Source organism: Brakhagea slesvicensis, from assembly GCF_052161625.1.
Classification (GTDB): domain Bacteria; phylum Planctomycetota; class Planctomycetia; order Pirellulales; family Pirellulaceae; genus JBKCUI01.
Window position 1 is genome coordinate 3,872,892 of the sequence record NZ_CP197412.1, and the last position, 19,468, is coordinate 3,892,359.

General features: G+C 54.6%; 16 protein-coding genes. 7 read left to right on the plus strand and 9 right to left on the minus strand.

Going from position 1 to position 19,468, the window contains the following annotated elements:
* Positions 1 to 35: 35 nt before the first annotated feature.
* Both fusA and SH467x_RS14720 read right to left on the minus strand, forming a co-directional pair.
* Complete coding sequence (gene fusA / locus SH467x_RS14715) at positions 36 to 2,129, minus strand: elongation factor G (RefSeq protein ID WP_482367867.1); 2,094 nt, start codon at positions 2,127 to 2,129, stop codon at positions 36 to 38.
* A gap of 36 nt (positions 2,130 to 2,165) precedes the next feature.
* The gene (locus tag SH467x_RS14720) at positions 2,166 to 2,561 is read right to left on the minus strand and encodes a hypothetical protein (protein WP_482367868.1); all 396 of its coding nucleotides are present in this window, start codon (positions 2,559 to 2,561) and stop codon (positions 2,166 to 2,168) included.
* 228 nt (positions 2,562 to 2,789) lie between these two features.
* Here SH467x_RS14720 and SH467x_RS14725 point away from each other — a divergent pair, with 228 nt between their 5' ends.
* From SH467x_RS14725 to SH467x_RS14745, 5 genes are all read left to right on the plus strand, one after another.
* Positions 2,790 to 3,209 carry an FHA domain-containing protein gene (locus SH467x_RS14725; RefSeq protein WP_482367869.1) on the plus strand — a complete coding sequence of 140 codons (420 nt, stop codon included), beginning with the start codon at positions 2,790 to 2,792 and terminating at the stop codon, positions 3,207 to 3,209.
* 218 nt (positions 3,210 to 3,427) lie between these two features.
* Positions 3,428 to 4,723 (plus strand): outer membrane protein assembly factor BamB family protein, encoded by a 1,296-nt coding sequence (locus SH467x_RS14730; RefSeq protein WP_482367870.1) that lies wholly within the window; start codon positions 3,428 to 3,430, stop codon positions 4,721 to 4,723.
* Positions 4,720 to 5,376 carry a DUF1559 family PulG-like putative transporter gene (locus SH467x_RS14735; protein ID WP_482367871.1) on the plus strand — a complete coding sequence of 219 codons (657 nt, stop codon included), beginning with the start codon at positions 4,720 to 4,722 and terminating at the stop codon, positions 5,374 to 5,376. The genes SH467x_RS14730 and SH467x_RS14735 overlap by 4 nt, the downstream gene beginning before the upstream one ends.
* Before the next feature lie 171 nt (positions 5,377 to 5,547).
* Entirely contained in the window at positions 5,548 to 6,489 is a 942-nt protein-coding gene (locus SH467x_RS14740) for a ThuA domain-containing protein (RefSeq protein ID WP_482367872.1), read from the plus strand.
* Positions 6,490 to 6,545: 56 nt separating this feature from the next.
* On the plus strand, positions 6,546 to 7,910 hold the full coding sequence (locus SH467x_RS14745) for a Gfo/Idh/MocA family protein (RefSeq protein WP_482367873.1): 1,365 nt from the start codon (positions 6,546 to 6,548) through the stop codon (positions 7,908 to 7,910).
* Positions 7,911 to 7,927: 17 nt separating this feature from the next.
* Here SH467x_RS14745 and SH467x_RS14750 read toward each other — a convergent pair whose 3' ends face one another.
* The 4 genes from SH467x_RS14750 to SH467x_RS14765 form a co-directional block, all read right to left on the minus strand.
* A complete protein-coding gene (locus SH467x_RS14750) occupies positions 7,928 to 9,454 on the minus strand; it encodes a sulfatase (RefSeq protein WP_482367874.1) in 1,527 nt (508 codons plus the stop codon).
* A gap of 73 nt (positions 9,455 to 9,527) precedes the next feature.
* Positions 9,528 to 10,088, minus strand: coding sequence for a DUF1579 domain-containing protein (locus SH467x_RS14755; RefSeq protein ID WP_482367875.1), 561 nt, complete (start codon positions 10,086 to 10,088; stop codon positions 9,528 to 9,530).
* 178 nt (positions 10,089 to 10,266) lie between these two features.
* The gene (locus SH467x_RS14760; RefSeq protein ID WP_482367876.1) at positions 10,267 to 11,232 is read right to left on the minus strand and encodes an alpha/beta fold hydrolase; all 966 of its coding nucleotides are present in this window, start codon (positions 11,230 to 11,232) and stop codon (positions 10,267 to 10,269) included.
* On the minus strand, positions 11,229 to 12,923 hold the full coding sequence (locus SH467x_RS14765) for a TlpA family protein disulfide reductase (protein WP_482367877.1): 1,695 nt from the start codon (positions 12,921 to 12,923) through the stop codon (positions 11,229 to 11,231). Before SH467x_RS14765 ends, SH467x_RS14760 begins: the two co-directional genes overlap by 4 nt.
* A gap of 349 nt (positions 12,924 to 13,272) precedes the next feature.
* On the opposite strand from SH467x_RS14765, the gene SH467x_RS14770 reads away from it, so the two are divergent.
* Positions 13,273 to 13,986 carry a zinc metallopeptidase gene (locus SH467x_RS14770; RefSeq protein ID WP_482367878.1) on the plus strand — a complete coding sequence of 238 codons (714 nt, stop codon included), beginning with the start codon at positions 13,273 to 13,275 and terminating at the stop codon, positions 13,984 to 13,986.
* Positions 13,987 to 14,069: 83 nt separating this feature from the next.
* Positions 14,070 to 15,641 carry a cysteine--tRNA ligase gene (gene cysS, locus SH467x_RS14775; protein WP_482367879.1) on the plus strand — a complete coding sequence of 524 codons (1,572 nt, stop codon included), beginning with the start codon at positions 14,070 to 14,072 and terminating at the stop codon, positions 15,639 to 15,641.
* A gap of 302 nt (positions 15,642 to 15,943) precedes the next feature.
* Here the strand turns inward: cysS and SH467x_RS14780 are convergent, their stop codons facing one another.
* The 3 genes from SH467x_RS14780 to SH467x_RS14790 all read right to left on the minus strand — a co-directional run bounded on the left by SH467x_RS14780 (position 15,944) and on the right by SH467x_RS14790 (position 19,412).
* Entirely contained in the window at positions 15,944 to 17,986 is a 2,043-nt protein-coding gene (locus SH467x_RS14780) for a hypothetical protein (RefSeq protein ID WP_482367880.1), read from the minus strand.
* Between the two features lie 26 nt (positions 17,987 to 18,012).
* Positions 18,013 to 18,945 carry an ABC transporter ATP-binding protein gene (locus SH467x_RS14785; RefSeq protein WP_482367881.1) on the minus strand — a complete coding sequence of 311 codons (933 nt, stop codon included), beginning with the start codon at positions 18,943 to 18,945 and terminating at the stop codon, positions 18,013 to 18,015.
* A 68-nt stretch (positions 18,946 to 19,013) separates the two neighbouring features.
* Positions 19,014 to 19,412 (minus strand): GntR family transcriptional regulator, encoded by a 399-nt coding sequence (locus SH467x_RS14790; RefSeq protein ID WP_482367882.1) that lies wholly within the window; start codon positions 19,410 to 19,412, stop codon positions 19,014 to 19,016.
* Positions 19,413 to 19,468: the final 56 nt, after the last annotated feature.

Genomic DNA, 19,468 nt, shown 5'->3' on the forward strand with positions numbered 1-19,468 from the left:
TATACGAATTGTACGGGGCCGACCAGTTGCCAACGCTACATGGCGAAAGCGTCCGCGTCCTCTTTCGGGGCGACCTGGTAGCCTTGGGGCTCCATAGAACAACCCGCTCTTCCCTGGCTTAGCGAACGGATCGCACTCGAGTATCCGAACAGTTCTTTGAGTGGTGCCAAGGCGATCACGCTGGTTACAGCCCCGCGCGCTTCGGTTCGTTCGATCAACCCGCGTCGCTGTTGCAAGTCGCCTACGATCTCCCCCAAGTAATCTGGTGGCGTGGTGATGTCCATCTTCATCACAGGTTCGAGCAGAGTGGGCTCCCCCTTCTTGAGACCTTCGTCAAATGCGTCGTTGGCCGCAATACGAAACGCGACTTCGTCCGACCCGACTTCAGCCGTCTCTGCCCCCAGAATACTGATGCGAATTCCCGTGATGGGGAACGATCCGATCAACCCACCACCCTCCGCGCGATTGCGAAGCTCCTCCAACGCCGCTTGCCGAAGGTTGTCGGGCAACATCTGGTCGACCGGCGTTCGATCTAGCACGATAACTTTTCCTGAACGATCCTCCAATGGTTCGAATCGAACACGAAGTCGTGCGAACAACTGCTGCGCGACGACCTGGCGATGGCATTCGCCCATGACCTCGGCTGTGTCAGCGATGGTTTCCCGATAACTGACTCGCGGTTTGTAGAACTTCACCGCTAACTTGTAATCGCGAACCAGTCGATTCTTGATCACTTCCAAGTGCAATTCCCCCATGCCGCTGATGAGGGTCTGCCCCGATTCGGCGTTCTCGACCGCGTGGAAGGTAGGATCCTGCCGTTTCAGCATTTCCAATACTTCCGCAAGCTTTTTCCGCTCGGTGGTATTCTCCGGTTCGATCGCCATCGAAATAACCGACTGCGCGAATTGAATGGATGGGAGTTCGATCATCTCCCGGGTATCGCACAAAGTATCCCCCGTGATCGAATCGCGCGGCCCAATGGCACAGGCAATATCACCGCACTCCAGTGCATCGATTTGTCCCTGTCGCTCCTTCTTTGTGGCATGGATCTGCCACAGCTGTGCGACGTTTTCTTTCTTATCGCGATTTGGGTTGTAAACGCGGGAATTGGATTCCAAACGACCCGAGTAAACACGAATCCAGAACATGTCGCCAGTTTTGGCAGGCAGAATCTTGAATACCAAACCGCAGAAAGGCTCTTGGGCATCCGGGTTTCGCAGCAAGACTTTATCTCGCTTCTTGGGATCCACACCTTCCACCGGCGGTCGGTCCAAAGGACAAGGCAAATATGTGGCGACACTATCCAAAAGAGGCTGAACTCCTGCGCCATGCAAAGCCGAGCCACACACCACCGGCTGCAATTTCATTTGGATACACGCGTTGCGAAGCGTCGCACGAATCAAATCGCTGGGGATCGGCTTTTCTTCCATCGCCAATTCCATCATTTCACCGCTGTGGGCATAAAGCTTTTCGAGCATCTCATTTCGCCAATCCATCGCGTCCGATAGAAGCTCTTCCGGAATCTCATGGACCTCGACCGTCTTCCCATTGTCGTCATGGCTAAAGGTCAAGAATTTGAGATCGATCAAGTCGATGATGCCGCGAAACGGATCGCTCGTGTGCGCTGGACCCTGCCCCACCGGGATCTGAATGGCAACCGGATCCGCATGCAGTCGTGGACCGACCTCTTCAAGCACACGATAGAAGTCCGCCCCCTCCCGATCCAGTTTGTTGATAAAGACAACGCGAGGAACACCGTACTTGTTCGCTTGCCTCCAAACCGTCTCGCTTTGGGCTTCCACACCCTCGCGGGCCGAGAATACGACCACGGCGCCGTCGAGAACACGAAGGCAACGCTCGACTTCTGCAGTGAAGTCGACGTGACCGGGAGTATCGAGCAAGTTGACCGTGCAATCCTTCCAACGGAATGTCACGCACGCGGCAAAAATCGTAATGCCCCGTTGTTGTTCTTCCGGATCGTCGTCGGTCTCTGTGGTTCCTGAATCAACCGCTCCAGCGCGGTGCTTGGCCCCGCTCATGTAGAGCATCTGCTCGGTGACCGTAGTCTTTCCGGCGTCGATGTGGGCGATGATACCGATGTTGCGTAAGGTCTTAAGTTCTCGTGCCATAGTGGGAGGCAATGTACCCCCTTCGAACGCGAAATCCTAGCCCTGTAGGGATTCTCGCTCCCGCGCCTTCCGGGCTGCAATAAAGGATTGCACGCAAGTCCCCACGAAGGTCAGACAAATGATCGCCATCGACCAAACCATTCCGAATGCAAGCATGTTGACCTCTTCGTCATTCATCAGCTTGATCAAACTCCTGGAGCCCTGGAACAAACACAACAATGCTCCGATGGTTCCGATCAACGCGGCGGTGTGCATCGAGTGCTTGCGAACCTTCCCACCTCGCATCGCAATCAACCCTAAAAGGAGGAGAACGACCCCAAATCCGGCAGGAATCAACCAAGTCCCCAGCTTGAACCCATCCCCTTTGATCACGGCGGTAAACGCCGACAGTCCACAGAGTAAAAATCCGAAAAAGACGGTAATCCAAGGCATATTGGGGACTCGCTTTGATTGGGGTAGGGAAGGAAATGGGGAGAAGCGACGGTCGGGAGCCTGCCATGAATGGGCGAGGAAGGACGGTTTGGCAACCAAAAAGTTGACCGCGCGATTTCTGCGTCGTAAAGTGGATGGATCCGATGGCGGGTGAAAAGGACGCTCGCTTCAAGCGAAAGCCCGACTCTATTCCTCCTTCGAGTGCATCTTTCCTCTTTCGAGTGCATCATGGCGAACTTCGGTTTTCTTGTCCCAACCGGCGGCGGCGAAGACATTCCGCTCAAGAAAGAACGGATCTTGATCGGTCGACGGGACAACTGCGATATCGTCCTCCGATTTCCCAATGTCTCGGGTCAACACTGCCGCCTATCGCTCGAACAAGGATATTGGTTCGTCAAGGATCTGGATAGCCGAAACGGGACCAAGGTGAATGGCTACCGCATCAGCCGAAAGCGACTGGATCCCGGCGTCATCCTGACCATTGCCAAACACCAATACGAAATCCGATACAACCCCGAAGATCTCGGCGCAATGGGACCGCCTCCTGGAGACGACGACGTGATCGATTTCTCCCATCGTTCCTCTCTCCTGGAGCAAGCCGGATTGGAACGTCGCAAAACGCCCGACTCCGACCACCCAGACGAGTAAGACCACCCGGACGAGTAACGAGCAAATCGGTTGCGAACAGGTCGGGTCCAACCCATCAGGGCCGAATCGTCCCTGCCACCTTCGCAAGCTGCTACACTATCCCTGTCCTCCCAAACTTTGCTGCGCGACGGGTGGTAGCCGATTGTGGGGTGTGCCACGACGAGATCGGCCGGATCGGTCGCGCGATCATTTTTACATAACCGCGAATGAGGGGTCTCATGCTTCGCCGTCAATCGTTCGACTCTGTTTCCAATCTGTCGACTCCGCTGCGAAACTTCGCGATCGCAAGCTTCTTCGCGTTGACGCATACACCTTTCTCGCAAGCAGAGAACTGGGGGCATTGGCGAGGTCCCAATGGCAACGGTGTTGCACTGACCGGAAAGCCACCCATCGAATTCAGCGATACCAAAAATGTGAAGTGGAAGGCTGCGATTCCCGGCAAGAGCTCTGGTTCACCTGTTGTTTGGAATCAAAAAGTATTCGCCGTCACGGCCGCTCCTACTTCCTCCGGCAACCGACTCGCGTTTCAAGTCTATTGCTTCGATCGCCAATCCGGTAAGACGCTCTGGCAACAGACGGCTGTGGAGGCCGCCCCCCATGAAAGCACACACGAGACCAACACCTACGCTTCCGCTTCCCCCTGTACCGACGGCGAACACGTTTACGCACACTTCGGTTCCCAAGGCCTCTATTGCTATTCGATGGATGGCAAGCTGATTTGGAAACGGGACTTTGGCGACATGACCATCCGCAACGGTTTCGGCGAAGGGAGCTCTCCCACCATCGTGGACGACAAGATCATCGTCCCATGGGATCACGAACGAGACTCCAAACTCTTTGCCCTCGATAAGAAAACCGGGGAGGTGATTTGGACCGCCGATAGATCCGAACCGACCTGCTGGGCCACTCCTCACATCGCAACCTTGCCCGATGGATCGAAGCAAGTTGTGATGAACGGCCAAATGGCAGCCCGCGGATACGATTTGAACACCGGAAAAGAACTATGGTACTGCGGCGGTCAAACCGAACGACCTTGCGCGTCCGCCGTCTCTGCCAATGGCACGGCTATCGTCGCCAGTGGATACCGCGGGGCATTCATCGGGGCCTTTGACTTGCAAGGGCGAGGCAATTTGGCGGCAACCGACAAACTGCGTTGGTCGCATAAAGAAAACACGCCTGATGTCGCTTCTCCTGTTCTTAGTGGCAACCGAGTCTATTACTACAAAGCGAGAACCGGTTTGCTCACTTGCCTTGATGTCCAGACGGGCAAGGAACTGTTTAGCGCCGCACGCGTTCCCGGAATCAAAGCGACCTACGCATCTCCTATCGCCGCTGGTGGTCATCTCTACCTCACCGATCGGGAGGGGACCATCGTGGTCGTGCAAGATACCGACTCCCTGTCGGTCGTCGCAACCAACTCACTCGGGGAAGGGGTCGATGCGACTCCTGCGGTAGCCGACAACGAACTCTTCGTTCGCGGTGAGAAACACCTCTTCTGCATCGCAGCGCCATGATCGCCATCGCACGCAGACGCCACGATCTACTTTGGTGCGATCGTGGGCGATTCCAATGTAGCCTCAGATTCCGAAAGGATTCCCGCGGTGTTTCGCTTGTAGAGTTCATGGTCGTGCTCGCGATCCTCGCAACACTCCTAGGATTGCTGCTTCCAGCGGTTCAATCCGCCCGCGAACGGGCGCGGGAACTGATGTGCAAGAACAACATCGACCAGCTCAACAAAGGGCTGGTGCATTACATCGAAGTCCACAAACAGCTCCCTAAGCCACCACAACCCAATGCGATCAGCGGATGGATGGTCGAGGTGTTGCCGTTCGTCGAACAAAAGAACCTTTACGAGAGACTCCCTTTAGACGGACCGATCGCGCAGCTTCCCGATCTCGCCTATCGGCCACCGATGATCTTTCGATGCCCTCGTCGCGAGTCGCTCGATAGACAACAAGATGGAGAAATCTTTTTTGGGCATTACGTCCTAGCAACCACGAATCGTCGCAATCATTTTTCCTTGTTCGATGCACCGATCGATCTCCAAACGCGATGGGCGTTGAGTCCTGAGTTGTCCACACAACAAATCCGAAGCCGGACAGGCCCCCACTCCGGCGGCTACTTCTCCTCGCAAGGCTTTCAGCAAGGCGTCAACCGCGCCGACTAATTCCCTCCGTAAACAGCTGGTCTGAGACGATTGCCTCAGAACGAATGTTTCGTGGGGCTCGGACTGCTCCCCTCAACGGATTTTCTAGCTACCACCTCCGATCCCAGGTATATTGTCCTGGGTCGCCGCAGGCGAGTTCTCTCCTTCCATCCCCTACCCCCTCCCATCAACATGCGTCTTTCCCTGTTTTGCCTTGTGACCTGGGCGGCACTCGTTCTCTTTGGAACAAGCTCGCAACCCGTTTCGGCCCAATCAAATGAATCGTCGCGGAAGCTAGTGCTTATCGCTGGCAAGCCCTCGCACCCACCCCGCATGCATGAGTTCAATGCGGGCGTGCAGCTGCTGAAAAAATGCCTCTCGGAAGTACCTGGTCTTAAGACCGAGTTCACGCTCAATGGCTGGCCCCAAGACGAGTCGATGCTGGATGACGCCGATGCCATTGTCTTTTACATGGATGGAGGAGGTGGCCATGAGATTGTGAAGGAAAATGGCCGCCGATTGAAGAAGATCGAAGCTATGGCCGACAAGGGGCTTGGACTGGGCTTCATGCACTACGGCGTCGAGATTGTCCCCGATCAAGCTGGCCGCGAGTTCAAGAAGTTTATGGGTGGCCATTACGAACATATGTTCTCGTGCAACCCGATGTGGGAACCTCAGTTCGCCAAGTTTCCCGAGCATCCCATCACACGCGGCGTAAAGCCCTTTACGATCCGCGACGAATGGTACATGAACATGCGATTCCTTTCCGATATCGCCGGCAATGAACCCGCAGTGATCGAAGGAACCAAGTTCACTCCCATCTTGGTGGCCTCTCCATCGGATGATGTCCGCGATGGCCCTTACGTTTATCCCAAAGGCCCCTACGATCACATCGTTGCCAACTCCGGTCGATCGGAGGCCATGATGTGGGCCGTCGAGCGACCAGATGGGGGAAGAGGCTTCGGTTTCACCGGCGGCCACAACCACGACAATTGGGGCGATGAGAACTTTCGCAAAGTAGTGTTGAACGCATTGCTATGGATCGCCAAGGTGGATGTGCCGGCCGATGGAATCAAGTCGTCTGTCACCCCAGCCGATCTAGACGCCAACCTCGATCCCAAAAATCGTAAGTAGTTTTTCGAGAGCCCTCCCCTCCCTTCCATTCCCCCCTTCAAGAGGACCAAGCCAAAATGGCCAATCAGCATCTATCTCGATCGAATCGCCGTCGCTTCCTAACTCGTTCCGCTCAAGCTGGCGCGATCACAGCAGCTTGGATGCAGGGTGTCCACTCGGCGGTCGGTAGCGCTGGTATCGATGGTGAAAAAGTTAGATTGGCCAGTATCGGAGTCGGAGGAATGGGGGCGGCGGACTTGGGTTCGCTGAGCTCACATGCGAAAGTGGAAGTCGTCGCGCTATGCGATATCGACGCACAGCGACTGGCAGCTGCGAAGGAAAAGCATCCGGCGGCGAAGGTCTTCAGCGACTACCGCAAAATGCTCGACGCCATGCACGATCAAATCGATGCCGTCAGTGTCTCTACCCCCGATCACACCCATGCTCCGGCCGCGATGACTGCGATGAATCATGGGAAGCATGTGTACTGCCAGAAACCACTCACACATGACGTCTACGAAGCGAGACAACTCAGGCTCGCTGCGGCGAAGGCCAATGTCGTCACCCAAATGGGAACCCAGATCCATTCTCACACCGCTTATCGAACCGCCGTAAACCTCATTCAAAGCGGCGCGATCGGCAAAGTAAAGGAAGTCCACTCCTGGAGCAGCAAGACCTGGGGATACGAAGGCCCTGCTCCCATGGAAACCCCTGTTCCCGCTCATGTCGATTGGGATTTGTGGCTCGGCACCGCGCCCGTTCGCCCCTTCGCCGATGGTCACTACCATCCCGCAAACTGGCGGCGTTGGTATGACTTCGGTTGCGGAACCATGGGAGATATGGCGATTCATATTCTCGATCCCGTGTTCACGGCTCTGAAACTTGGAACTCCTCACCTAGTCGAATCCTCTAGCCCCGTTCCACCTAAAAATTCCTACGGGCTCAAGAATCAAACAATATTCCGCTTCAACGCGTCCCCATTCACGACCGACGCCTTTGTTCTCACCTGGAGCGATGGTGGCTTGATGCCAAACACAGCCGGTTGGCCGAAGCAGACAGACAAAGAAGGCAAACCCATCGGATTGCCCGATCAAGGTTCCATGTTCGTCGGGGAGAAAGGCTACGTACTCCTTCCTCACGTAGCTCAGCCAATTCTGCTGCCGGAAGCGGATTTCAAATCGACCAAGATCGAGATTGCCCCCAACGGCAATCACTATCATCTCTTCATCGATGCCTGCCTCGGAGGTACACCTACCACTGCCAACTTCGGTTACGCAGGGCCTCTCACGGAAGCGGTGCTGCTGGGGGTCTTGGCGAACCGATTCCCCGGCTCGCCTCTTCGCTGGAATCCAGAGCCAATGCAGATCGAGAATCATTCCGACGCCCAAGCTCTGATCAAACGGAGCTACCGGGAAGGTTTCACCGTCAAAGGACTCGCGTGATCGCACGCAACGCGAGCCTATTGCAAGTCGCGATCTCGTTTCCGCTTCTTAGGCGCTTTCGTTGGCTTGGACTCTCCCGGGTTGGAATCTGCTTGATTGGGTGTTGGCATCGGTGCCTTCACCTCGTTGCGCCAACGGATCAGTTTCTCGTGAAGCTCCTTGGCCTTCATCGGTTCCTGCTCGACTAGATTTTTCGATTCGCCGATGTCTTCGCGCAGGTTATAAAGTTCCAACCTGCCGTCCTCGAGAAACTCCATAAGCTTCCAATCCCCCTGGTGAATCAAACTGACAGGTGTTGTTCGCCATGTGTTTTCGCCCGCCCCCAAATACCCGGGGAAGTGCTGGTAAATCGCGTCCCGCTTCCATTCGCTCACGGGATCCTTCCAAAGCGAAGCCATGCTGGCGCCGTCGAGAACATGGTCTGGCTTGGGAGCCGCTGCGATCTCTAGAAGAGTCGGATAGACGTCGACATGAATGGTTGGCTGGTCGCATGCTGAACCCGCCGGAACGACGCCCGGCCAACGAACGATGAATGGGTCGCGCGTCCCCCCTTCGTAAAGACTTCCTTTTCCGCTGCGAAGAGGAGTGTTGTCGGTTATATCTCCTCCCTTTTTGAGCCCCTCTCGGACATACCCGCCTACACCACCATTGTCACTCGTGAAAACCACCAACGTGTTTTCGGACAGCTTGAGTTCATCGAGCAACCTTGTGATGCGGCCCACGCTTTCATCGACCGAGGCAATCATCGCGGCATAAACCGGATCTCGATGCCCTCCGACTGCTGGCTTCGATCGAAACTTTGCAATCCACTCCTCTTTGGCTTGATAGGGTGAGTGAACCCCGAAATGGGGCAAGTACAAAAAGAAGGGCTGATCGCGATGGCGACGAATGAAGTCCTCGGCGCGATCCGTTAAAAAGTCTGCCAAATACGTGCCGGGTGGATAATCTGTTTTCGGATTGGTGTTGAAATCGAAGTGCTTTCCCGCACTGGTGATCGCTTCGTCAAAGCCCCGTTTAGCAGGATGATGCTCCCCTGATTCGCCAATATGCCATTTGCCAAATAGGGCGGTCTTGTACCCCGCTTTCCCAATCTGCTTCGCGATGATATCTCGATCGAGAGGTAGTTGCGTCACATTATCGACTGGCCGGAGAGGACGCTGCTGCCATGAAAAACGGTCGATCCCACCCACCGTATACACCCCCGTCCGCGCACCATACTGACCGCTCATCAAAGCAGCGCGGGTAGGGGTGCAATTCTGGCACTGGTGGTAATTGGTCATTCGCATCCCTTGCGAAGCCAACCTATCTATATGAGGTGTCTCGTAGTACTTGCTTCCAAAGCATCCCAGGTCCGTGTACCCGAGATCGTCAGCCATGATGAAAACAATATTCGGTCGACGTGGCGATTGCTCTACCTTGGATGCACCGTTTGGTTGCTCCTCACCATGAAGGCTCCTGAATGGAGTCTGAACAGCAACCAGTGTGAGTAGAAAAACGAAGGGTTGCACCCAACCCATTCGAAACCATCGCGTCATTCGGCTCATTTTTAGTACCTTGGGAGGAAATCGTGTCGAGCCTCCCAATGTACATGGATCCGCCAGTCTCTTGGAGGACAACCTACTTTTTCTTCTTGGATGTCCCTGTCATAAAGGTGACCCACATGCCATCGCCTCCCAATATTTTGGAGGTAACGATTATCTCATCGTCCGAGCGAAACTCGTAGATATCATGGAACTTGGTCATGGTCTTTGGATCGCCAATGAAATTGGGGCCTTCCGCCTCCAACGTCAGTATCTTTCCGCTAGCATCGACAGTCCCTTCGTATTTCCACATGAAACTGTTCTCGGAATCAACCCAAGTTCCCACATACTTTTTTAGGTTCGGATCGTAACCGATGGTTTGAATTGCGTTCATGGGGGAGCCGAATGACTCCCCCTTCATCTCATTGACGATCCAGAATTCCCCAAGCGATTTGGAAACGATTGCTGCTGTGCATTTCATCTCCTGCTGCTCCGGTCCCATCTTCGCTGTCGCTTGAGAATCCCACGTCCCAAGGAACTTGTGGAGCCACTTGTGCTCAGCTGTTGGCTTAGGCATCTCAGATGGTTCTTGGGCAATGATTTGACCGGCCAGACCAAGGGAAACCAACAAAAGCAGGGATGCGATCAACGACTTCATGAGAACTCTCCTTCGCAGGGAACGTGAAACGGGAACAAGCTCAATTCTACTGGCAGTCGAACGCCGATCTGCAAAATCGACACCATCGCGCCGATGATGATCTTTTTTTGCCGCTCGCTGGAACCATGGAAAACCGTTTCACGACGATGTCGGGAATCGCGACGTTGCCGGGAAGAGGTTATCGCTCCGACCGCAAATACTTGTCGAAGAATCCCAAGACCAAGGGTCGAAGATCCTTTTGCTTTGGCTGCAGATGGAACGTATGGGGAGCCCCTTCGATGATCTCGAGTTGATGTTCGATGCCCGCCTTGGCAAGCGCTTCGGCGAACCGCGTCGATTGCTCGACCGGCACGGTCTTGTCCGCCGTGCCATGCAAAATGAGAACGGGGGGATCCTTCGGATCGAGATAAGTGTGAACCGAAAACGCCTTGTACAACTCCGGTGCATCGGATCGTTTCGCTCTCAAGGCACTGACGTCTTCTCGATCGGTGACATCGACAGGACCATACAGATCGACGACACATTTCACGCTGCATGGAAATTCACCATACGGCCCCGCTGGGTCCAGCCCGCACTCAGGACCGGTCGCTCCCAGCATCGCGGCCAAATGCCCACCCGCCGAACCGCCGATCACTCCGATGCGTTCCGGATCGATCCGATACTTGTCGGCATTGACTCGCAACCACCGAACAGCGGTCTTGCAATCGTGCAGGTTTTGAGGCCAGCAGGGTTTCTCGCTTTTCGGATCGTGTAGCATGTAATCGATGCTTAGACAGACATAGCCTTCCAATGCGCACGTCGTCCCGATATTGATTTCTCTGGCTGCATCCCGCTTGCCGCCGACCCAGCCACCGCCGTGAATGATCAAGATCGCAGGCCGACGAGCCGCCGCCCCACCTTTCTTTGAATCGCCAGTCTTCGGCTCCGGAGGAAGATAAAGATCCCCCTTTTCGATTCGATCGGGAGGCAGATAAGCGATCCCTTTCACGATTTGAACGTCGCTCGGAGAGGACGGTGTCGCACTGGCCTGCTGGGGCTCGAGCCCAAAGGTCGGATCGAGATCGATCAGGCAGGAAATCGCTGAGAGGGCGATCCCGGAGAGGATCCGCAGGAAGGTGAGATGTTTTTTCCCAGAACCTGTCATGGTGCACCTACTAGTTCGGCGACCTTCGCGTCCAAGGCTCGGCCGCGGGTATGAATCGCCGCTACCTTGCCATCCTTGCCGAGGATCGCGATGAAGGGGATGGCGTTGATTCCAAGCCGCGCAACGGCTTCAGTCTCAAAGGCCTTCTTCTCGGGACTGCCGGAGACGTAGGTTTTCCAGGGGAGCTTTTCCGTGCTTAGAAAGGCATCGAGACGAGTGCGATCTTCATCCACATTGATTCCCACTACCTCAACTCCTTGCTCTTTGCGTGTCTCGAGCATCTTCCTCATGTTTGGAATTTCCTCGAGACATGGCCCGCACCAAGTCGCCCAAAAGTCAATCACAACAACCTTCCCTTTGTAATCCTCCATTTGAAACGGTTTCCCCTCCGTGTCGACCAACCCGGATAGATCCAGTTCCGTCCCCAGTGCATTGACTCGTTTCCAGAAATTCTCACAAGTCGCTTTGAGCTCCTTGATGTTCTCCGACGGGGGGAGGGAATCCAATTGCGACTCGACCGTCTTGATCAGCACCTTGGCCGCATCGATCCTTCCCGAGTATTCCACGTTGGTGGACTGGGAGGCGATGAAGAACGATGTCCATTGGGAAGGAAGATCCTTCAGAACTTGCTGCACCTTCGCTTCGATTTCCTCCGGCTTCATGGCCGTTTCGGATCCAGGCTCGAGCGATTGCATCAACGCCTCCAAGCTGGGGGTGCGCTGGGCAAGGAGTTTCCAGGACGTCATCGAAAGGCTTGTATCCTTACTGTCGCGGAACTTGGCTTCCACTTTTTGAGCCAGCTCCAACTGAGGCTTTTCCGTTTTCGCCTCGAGGGCCTCGATTGCACCGGTGATGCTCGACAAAGTTGGCGCCCCCAACGTTTTGGCCTCAAGCGACTTTTCGATCGTCGCGATCACCGCCTCGGGAGTCGTGGTTCCCTTTTCAAGATCGCCGATGGACAAAGCCAACAGCAGTGCAGCCGCTTGTTCGGCGATTTGAGGCAGCTCGCTCGACGTCAGCGTGCCGGCGAAGTCTCGAAGATCATCGGAGGATAGAATGTCTCCCATACTGGTCATCTGCGCGAGAGCTTCGAGCTTCGACAGAGCCGCAAGAGACTTTTGTTCGTCGTCGGCAGCGATCTTCGCCAAAGCATCGGCCGCCTTGACTTTGTCCCGCCCCAGTTCCATTCCTCGCTTGAGCGCTTCATCGCTCGGCAGAGTCTGGCGATTGGCTTCTGCTAACAATTCCCGCATGGAGCGGGAATTTTTCGCAATGTAGGATTTCAGCGTCTCGGCATCGGTGAGGCTTTCCGGCAGCTTGAGAGTCATAAACTCGCGAGCCGCGATCTTGGGATCCATCTTGCCCAGTTCGAATTCCGGTGGGGTTGGCGCTGCAGGAATGGCCGGGTCTTTCGATCCCGTGGCGGGATCCGACGATGCCACTGCGGGAGGCGCTGGTGCAGCTGTGTTGGTCGCGCTCGCGCCAGCCGCCACTTGGGTATCCTTTGCCGGTGCTCCATCTGCCGCCTTGGCAGATGCGACTCCACCTTTTTTGTCGGCGGGAATGTAACCGCTGGTTTCTGCGGATATCTCTTCCTTCTTCTCCGGACCGCAACCGAACGAAGTCAACGAGGCTAGCGTGATCGCAATCCAAACACGGGCGGTTTTTCGGGAGATTCGGGAACTTGGCACAGTATTCCTACCTTCTACAAAATTTCTCATAACGATGCGCCCAGCAATGTCCCTTCGAGGGCCTATTGCGCACGCCTTGAGCTTGACCGATATCCAACCAGATGGCAAGGCCGCCCATGAACCAAACTGAGACGACTCGCGATCCCACTTCCCTCGGCAGAAGTGGGATTTTCCACTAAAACCTCCAATGGATAAGCCAATTCTGACCCCATCCAACGGGTTGGGTTGGATTCCTGCTAGGATGCGATGTAGATTCCGATCGGATGGCACAGCAAGTGCTCGATGGGGATCGGCGAACACAATCTGCCATAACGATTTCGAAATCTCTCCACGTTCAGGGAACTGATAGATGCTGACTTACTTCCTGTTTCTTGTTCCTCCCATGCTGTTGGCGCTGCTGGCACAGTGGATGGTTCAATCCCGCTATCGCGCGATGAGTCAAGTTCCGGCTCGGCTTTCAGGTGCAGAGGCGGCTCGACGGATCCTCGATGCCAATGGTCTTTACGATGTTCCCATTGAGCAAAGCCATGGTCACCTATCGGATCACTATGACCCGAGCGCCAAAGTGGTTCGGCTGAGTCCTGAGGTTTACCAGGGACACTCCATGGCATCTGTAGGGATCGCGGCCCACGAAGTTGGTCATGCCATTCAAGACGCTAAGAGCTACGCGCCACTCGTTATCCGGAACTTGGCTGTCCCTATCGCAGGATTCGGCAGCTCGATTGCTAGCATTTTGATGATGGCTGCATTCGGATTGCTGATGGCAGGGCTGTCGAAACTGGCCCTTCCTTTCATGCTTATTGCTATCGTCGGGTTTTCGGCGGTCGTGGTTTTCCAAGTCGTTAACTTGCCGGTGGAATTCAATGCCAGCACGCGTGCGAAAAACGAGCTTGTCGGATTGGGCCTGATCGGCCCTAGCGAGCTCCCTTACGTGAGCAAGGTGTTGAATGCAGCAGCTCTGACCTACGTGGCGGCGACGCTTCAATCGGTCGCGCAAGTCGCTTACTATGTCCTGCAATTCCTGCTGATCAGCGGTGCTGGCCAATCGAACCGGGATTCCTAAGCGTTCGATATTGCCTCCAATAGGGAGGTCTTTGTTAGAATCCGTGCTCTGCACTTGAACCTAGAAACAACTAGAGCACGGATATGACTTCATCGATTCGCATCTACAACACCCTCACCAAGACCAAAGAACCCCTGCAGACCGTGGAACCCGGCAAAGTGGGGATGTATCTGTGCGGCCCCACGGTTTACGCGGAGGCGCACATCGGACATATGGTGGGGCCGGTCATCTTCGACACGATCAAACGCTATTTGGTCTACTCTGGATTCGACGTGACCTGGGTGGTGAACATCACCGATGTAGACGACAAGCTGATCAACAAGTCGCGTGAGAAGGGGATTTCCATGTTCCAGCTCGCGACGCAAATGACGGCCGATTATTTATCGAATTTGCAATCTCTCGGCGTCGATCAGATCGACCATATGCCGCGCGCGACCGAGAACATCGACGAGATCATCCGCTTTATCGAGGAGCTGATTGAAAAAGGTTTCGCTTATGAAAGCCAAGGGGACGTCTACTTTGACGTTCTCAAGGACCACGAATATGGCCGGCTGAGCAATCGCACAGCCGATGCCCAACAAGGTGAAGGGGGCGAAACGGCTTCGCGGAAACGATCGCCAGGTGACTTTGCCCTTTGGAAATCCTCCAAGCCAGGAGAGCCGAGTTGGTCTAGTCCTTGGGGGGACGGTCGCCCCGGATGGCACATCGAATGCTCCGCGATGAGCCGGCGAATCCTCGGAAAAACATTCGATATCCACGGTGGCGGCCTCGATCTTGTTTTTCCGCATCATGAAAACGAACTGGCCCAGAGCCGTTGCTGCCATGGCCAGCCGATGGTTCGCTATTGGCTCCATAACGGTTTGATGCGAGCCGACGCAGAAAAAGGCAAGGTGGGAGGGAAAAGCGATCGCGAATCGGAGGTCCCTTCCGCAGAAGAAGCAACCGCCGGAAAAATCTCCCGTTCCAAAGGGGCTGGTGGGCTCGCGACTTTGATCGAACGACACACCGGAGAACGCATTCGATTCTTCCTCCTCCGATCCCACTACCGATCCACCACCGTATTCGGCGACACGCCGCTGGAGGAGGCCGGTGCATCGCTGGAAACATTCTATCGTCTAATTCAGCGATACCAGAAAATCACGGGCTCCGACTTCTACGACACGTCCTCGATGCCAATTCGAAAGCGTCGATCGGATTTTGTTCCACCACAACAGGCTCATTCCCTGGTGCAGGAGTTGGTTCAGCTGCGCGAGTCGTTCTTGACGAAGATGGACGACGACTTCAACACCGGCGGCGCAATGGGCGATCTGTTTGAGATCGTTCGCGTGCTCAATCGATTGATCGATAGCGAGCAGTTGGAGGATCCCGCCAAGCGAACGGAGAGTCTCGTCGCATCCCTGCAGACAGGGTTGAGCATCCTCAAGGAACTGGGATGGATCCTTGGGATCTTCCTCAAGCCGCCGAAGCAAACGAGCGGGAGCGACAACACCGCGAAATTGTTAGAGGGCGTCATGCAGCTTGTCATCCAACTCCGGGCCGACGCGCGGGCTAAGAGGGACTTCGCCACCTCCGATGCCGTTCGTGATGGTCTAAACAAACTCGGAATCAGTATGCAGGACGGCAAAAACGGCACAACATGGGAAGCTGCATCCTAAGCGACGACAATCGCGCGCTCGGCTGACTTGTCGACACTTTGTTTAGCAGTCAGCCGCAGGCGTACTCCGCCCGTCTGCCGCCGCAGACGCGATGCCCATAAGAAACCAATCGAAAGTACCCACCTCGCGACGATTCACTCTTCCTCAGCATCGCGGACCTCGATCGCAAGTCGGTAGAGGTCGAGTCTTGCGTGGTTGACGACCGACTCGTGACTCAAGTTCCTTTCGAGTACGAGCAGGAGTTCGCGCTCGAGTGGCGTTTCAGCGTGCGGGATGGAGAGTCAAAATCCAAGGCGACATTCTCAAGCAGGCTCGGCCACTGCCTCTATTTCCACCGCTTCACCTTCCACGATCTCAATTCCTTCAACTGGCAACGCATCCCAATTCGCTCCACAGTGTTCACACATTGCGACTTCAACTCGACGTCGTCGATGGCAGGCGCTGCAATTCTCATAGATGGCCATAGGATAGATTGCGATTATGGCCAGCGGCACGCCCAGTCCAAACGGAACAGCTAGCAAGCTCCAAAGTACCGTTTGTCTCGGGTTCAATCCACGATACCTAGATGCGAACAATGCCAATGCGAAGCTCGCGATCAGCTGAACGAACAAAGGTAAATAGTCCTTTGCGTTGAAATCGGACAGTGATTGCGTAACGACCAAACTCCCTATCGTTAACACAGGGGGCAAGGCCCCAAATACAAACAACGATTCGCTCCGCACCTTCCCCAAGGTTGCCTGGGTTTCACGAGGTAGGACGAATGTATAGTCTCGCGTCTTTCCTGCTGTACTTCGAGTCACATGGAAATAGCGCTGCATCGCATAGCCATCCAAGTAACTCCAGTTCTCGCTGTCGAGATAGCAGAGAAACCCACCGGATTTCCTACCCGTCTTGAGCGTCGACTCCAGCGCGAACTGCTTGGGCTCGATACCAGCCTCAGCCATTTCGCTCTTGTAGATTCGTACGGAATCTCCAGACTGCACGGCAAATCGCTCCATCCCCCCTTTCACGGGAAAACCAATGGAATCGATCGATTCTTCGATCAACGTCTCGATAGTTCGCTTCTGCACGTCGACGCGCTGGATTCCGTCACTGGTCACAAATGCCCATTCTGCCAATCGATCGAACTGAGCTGACGTAGGATGCGGACGTTCCGAACTGAAAGGAACGGAGGGATAGAAAGAGGCTAACGTCAAAAAACGGGGGATCGTTCGGAAGGGAGTCCCGCGAGACTCGTTGGGGAGCGACACCGCATCGGACGCAATGACATAATCCAGAACCATCCCCAGAACTGGATTCACCTGGTAAACCAACAAGTATCCCGATGGATCGAAGTACATTTGTCGTTGCCCATCACGACTCGCTTGCACAATTGTCGGATCGAAATGGTTCGACGGAACTCGCAAGGTGTTCATGGAGAAATGGGTCCCGATGTCAGAAATCGCGATACTTTTCGGTTTTGAATCGGATGAGTCAGTCATCGGAATCGATTCCAGCACTTCGTTTATACCGCCTCGGTTCCGTGCAGAACTGCGAATCGCATAGATGGGCATTCCATCTTGATCGAATTCGATCGTTGGATATTTGTAGGCGACCTGATCAAGGAAATGGAGGGGCAAAAGCCCTACCGCTCCAACGGTCAAAACGCTCGATGCGAGCAGGACAAAATTCATGGCCATCGACTTGGATCGAAATCGAGTCGGATCCAATTGGATCGGAGTCCTAACAAAAGAATGACGCGCGGCGAAAGCCATCAAAAGAGCGGATGCGCAAGAAAAAGTGTACACAGGCAGCGTCACGATCAGTGGTGTTTGCATCAGCATGACGAAGGACAAAGAGCTGCCAGCGACAGCTGTTGCCAACGGCAACAAACGAGTTCCAAACCAGTTGGATGGCCGGCAAGCGATGGCGATTCCTGTGAAATAGAAGCTCGAGCCAGTAACGATCACCAAGAAAGCAGGAACCGCTTGCCAGGGGCTGACTGGCAATCGGACTGGACCGATCGATGCAAGATAGATCGCGAGTGCACCGAAAGGAATCAACATCCCTAACCCGTAGACTATCAGCCCAACCAGAATACGTATTCGAAAAATCTGATCTGGAGAGATCGCACGATGAATCAAGAAGGCTCGAGCAGCCTCACGCTCATCGGGTAAAAACGTTACCAGACTCAAGAACAATCCGTAGAGCAGGGAAGAAAACCACGCGATCATGGTTAACTGGCTGGATAGACTCGGAGCGTGAATCGTTCGACAAACATAAATCAAAATTGTGCCGAGTAACACTATTCCCAACGGAAGCCATCGGACTGCGTCCCGGATTTCTTTTCGAAGCAAAGCGTTCATTGCGTTCTTCCTTTTCTTATTCTGTCTCAACAGGTTGGGTTGGCTGTCGCGTTGTTCTTCAGGAACGATTGCGAGCTTCGCGAACGGGATAGATATGCGACGACATTCTCATCAAAAGAGGAACCGCTTCGAGTCAACGTCGGACCACCGATTCGCACCATTGCGGCCTCCGATTCTTGGTCCACATCGACAACCGCCATCGTCAACCTTCTCCCAGTTTGATAAGAGTGAACCAGACCGGGGACGCACGGTAGCTGACGACGCTCCTCGCTGGTGTCGCACGTCCAAAGGGACACGCGTTCCAAAAATGCAGATACGGAACTGTTTACCAGAATGCGACCATCCACCATGACTAGCACGCGATCTGTCACGCGTTCGATGTCATCCAGCAGATGGCTACTCAATAGGACTGTACGCGAACCATCTTCCATGAACTCGAGAATTGTTTCATTGAGAGCTCGCCGCGATACAGGATCCAGCCCCAATGCGGGATCATCCAAAATCAAAAGCTCCGGATCACTGCTCATAGTCAATGCAATCGATACTCCTGCTCGCTGTCCACGACTCAGTGTTCGAACCCGAGCGGAGGGACGAATCCCGAATCGATCAATCGTATTTTGAAATAGAGTCGGATTCCAATTCGGAAAGGAATCCGATTGCAGTTGCTCCGACTCGCGCACACTCATGCTGCCGTATGCGAAGTGCCCTTCAATGGTGTAGCCTATCCGAGCTCGGATGCTGGGAGTCAACATGGTGCTGTCCACACCGAGAACCGAGCAAGTGCCGCGCGTGGGGGCTAACAGTCCCATCAACATCTTGATCAACGTAGATTTGCCCGCTCCATTGAGCCCTAACAAACCTGTTGCGGTTCCAACCGGAAGATCAAAGGATACCTGTCGAACGGTAGGTGTTTTACCGAAATATCGAGTCAGATTGTTAGCAGAAATTGCGATCGACATTCTCGACTCGCTCCTACCTTGTGAATGGAAATGGTAAGAAAAATACCAATGGGTGCCATCGCGTCGATCTAGTCGCTCGCTGGCTTCAAATTGTTTGTAAAGCGATCCTGTAAACGCTGAACAATCACGTCGGGCTCAATATCCAGCGTTACCGCTTGATTCACCAACTGGTCGATGCTCTCATCAATCCGCCGCAAACGCTCCGCCTTCGTGTACACCTGCCGTCGCTTGGCAACAAAGAACCCTTTGCCTGCCTGCGTTTCGAGGAATCCACGTTCCACTAACTCAGCGTACGCTTTCGCGACCGTGTTAGGGTTGATCACCAACTCTCGAGCCAATTGCCGAACGCTAGGCACTGAAACGCCAACCGACAACTCCCCCGAAGCAACGCCTCGCGTTACCTGGTCGACAATCTGGCGATAAATGGGCGCTGTACTTCCCACGACGATTCGAATTGTGAAAGCCATACGCTTCCTCCGTGTCTACTGTGCTACATGTAGTAGTACAGTAAATGCTGGGTGCT

Coding starts and splice junctions, on each gene's coding strand:
- fusA (WP_482367867.1), bottom strand. CDS start 2,129: ATGGCACGAGAACTTAAGACCTTACGCAACATCGGTATCATCGCCCAC.
- SH467x_RS14720 (WP_482367868.1), bottom strand. CDS start 2,561: ATGCCTTGGATTACCGTCTTTTTCGGATTTTTACTCTGTGGACTGTCG.
- SH467x_RS14725 (WP_482367869.1), top strand. CDS start 2,790: ATGGCGAACTTCGGTTTTCTTGTCCCAACCGGCGGCGGCGAAGACATT.
- SH467x_RS14730 (WP_482367870.1), top strand. CDS start 3,428: ATGCTTCGCCGTCAATCGTTCGACTCTGTTTCCAATCTGTCGACTCCG.
- SH467x_RS14735 (WP_482367871.1), top strand. CDS start 4,720: ATGATCGCCATCGCACGCAGACGCCACGATCTACTTTGGTGCGATCGT.
- SH467x_RS14740 (WP_482367872.1), top strand. CDS start 5,548: ATGCGTCTTTCCCTGTTTTGCCTTGTGACCTGGGCGGCACTCGTTCTC.
- SH467x_RS14745 (WP_482367873.1), top strand. CDS start 6,546: ATGGCCAATCAGCATCTATCTCGATCGAATCGCCGTCGCTTCCTAACT.
- SH467x_RS14750 (WP_482367874.1), bottom strand. CDS start 9,454: ATGAGCCGAATGACGCGATGGTTTCGAATGGGTTGGGTGCAACCCTTC.
- SH467x_RS14755 (WP_482367875.1), bottom strand. CDS start 10,088: ATGAAGTCGTTGATCGCATCCCTGCTTTTGTTGGTTTCCCTTGGTCTG.
- SH467x_RS14760 (WP_482367876.1), bottom strand. CDS start 11,232: ATGACAGGTTCTGGGAAAAAACATCTCACCTTCCTGCGGATCCTCTCC.
- SH467x_RS14770 (WP_482367878.1), top strand. CDS start 13,273: ATGCTGACTTACTTCCTGTTTCTTGTTCCTCCCATGCTGTTGGCGCTG.
- cysS (WP_482367879.1), top strand. CDS start 14,070: ATGACTTCATCGATTCGCATCTACAACACCCTCACCAAGACCAAAGAA.
- SH467x_RS14780 (WP_482367880.1), bottom strand. CDS start 17,986: ATGAACGCTTTGCTTCGAAAAGAAATCCGGGACGCAGTCCGATGGCTT.
- SH467x_RS14785 (WP_482367881.1), bottom strand. CDS start 18,945: ATGTCGATCGCAATTTCTGCTAACAATCTGACTCGATATTTCGGTAAA.
- SH467x_RS14790 (WP_482367882.1), bottom strand. CDS start 19,412: ATGGCTTTCACAATTCGAATCGTCGTGGGAAGTACAGCGCCCATTTAT.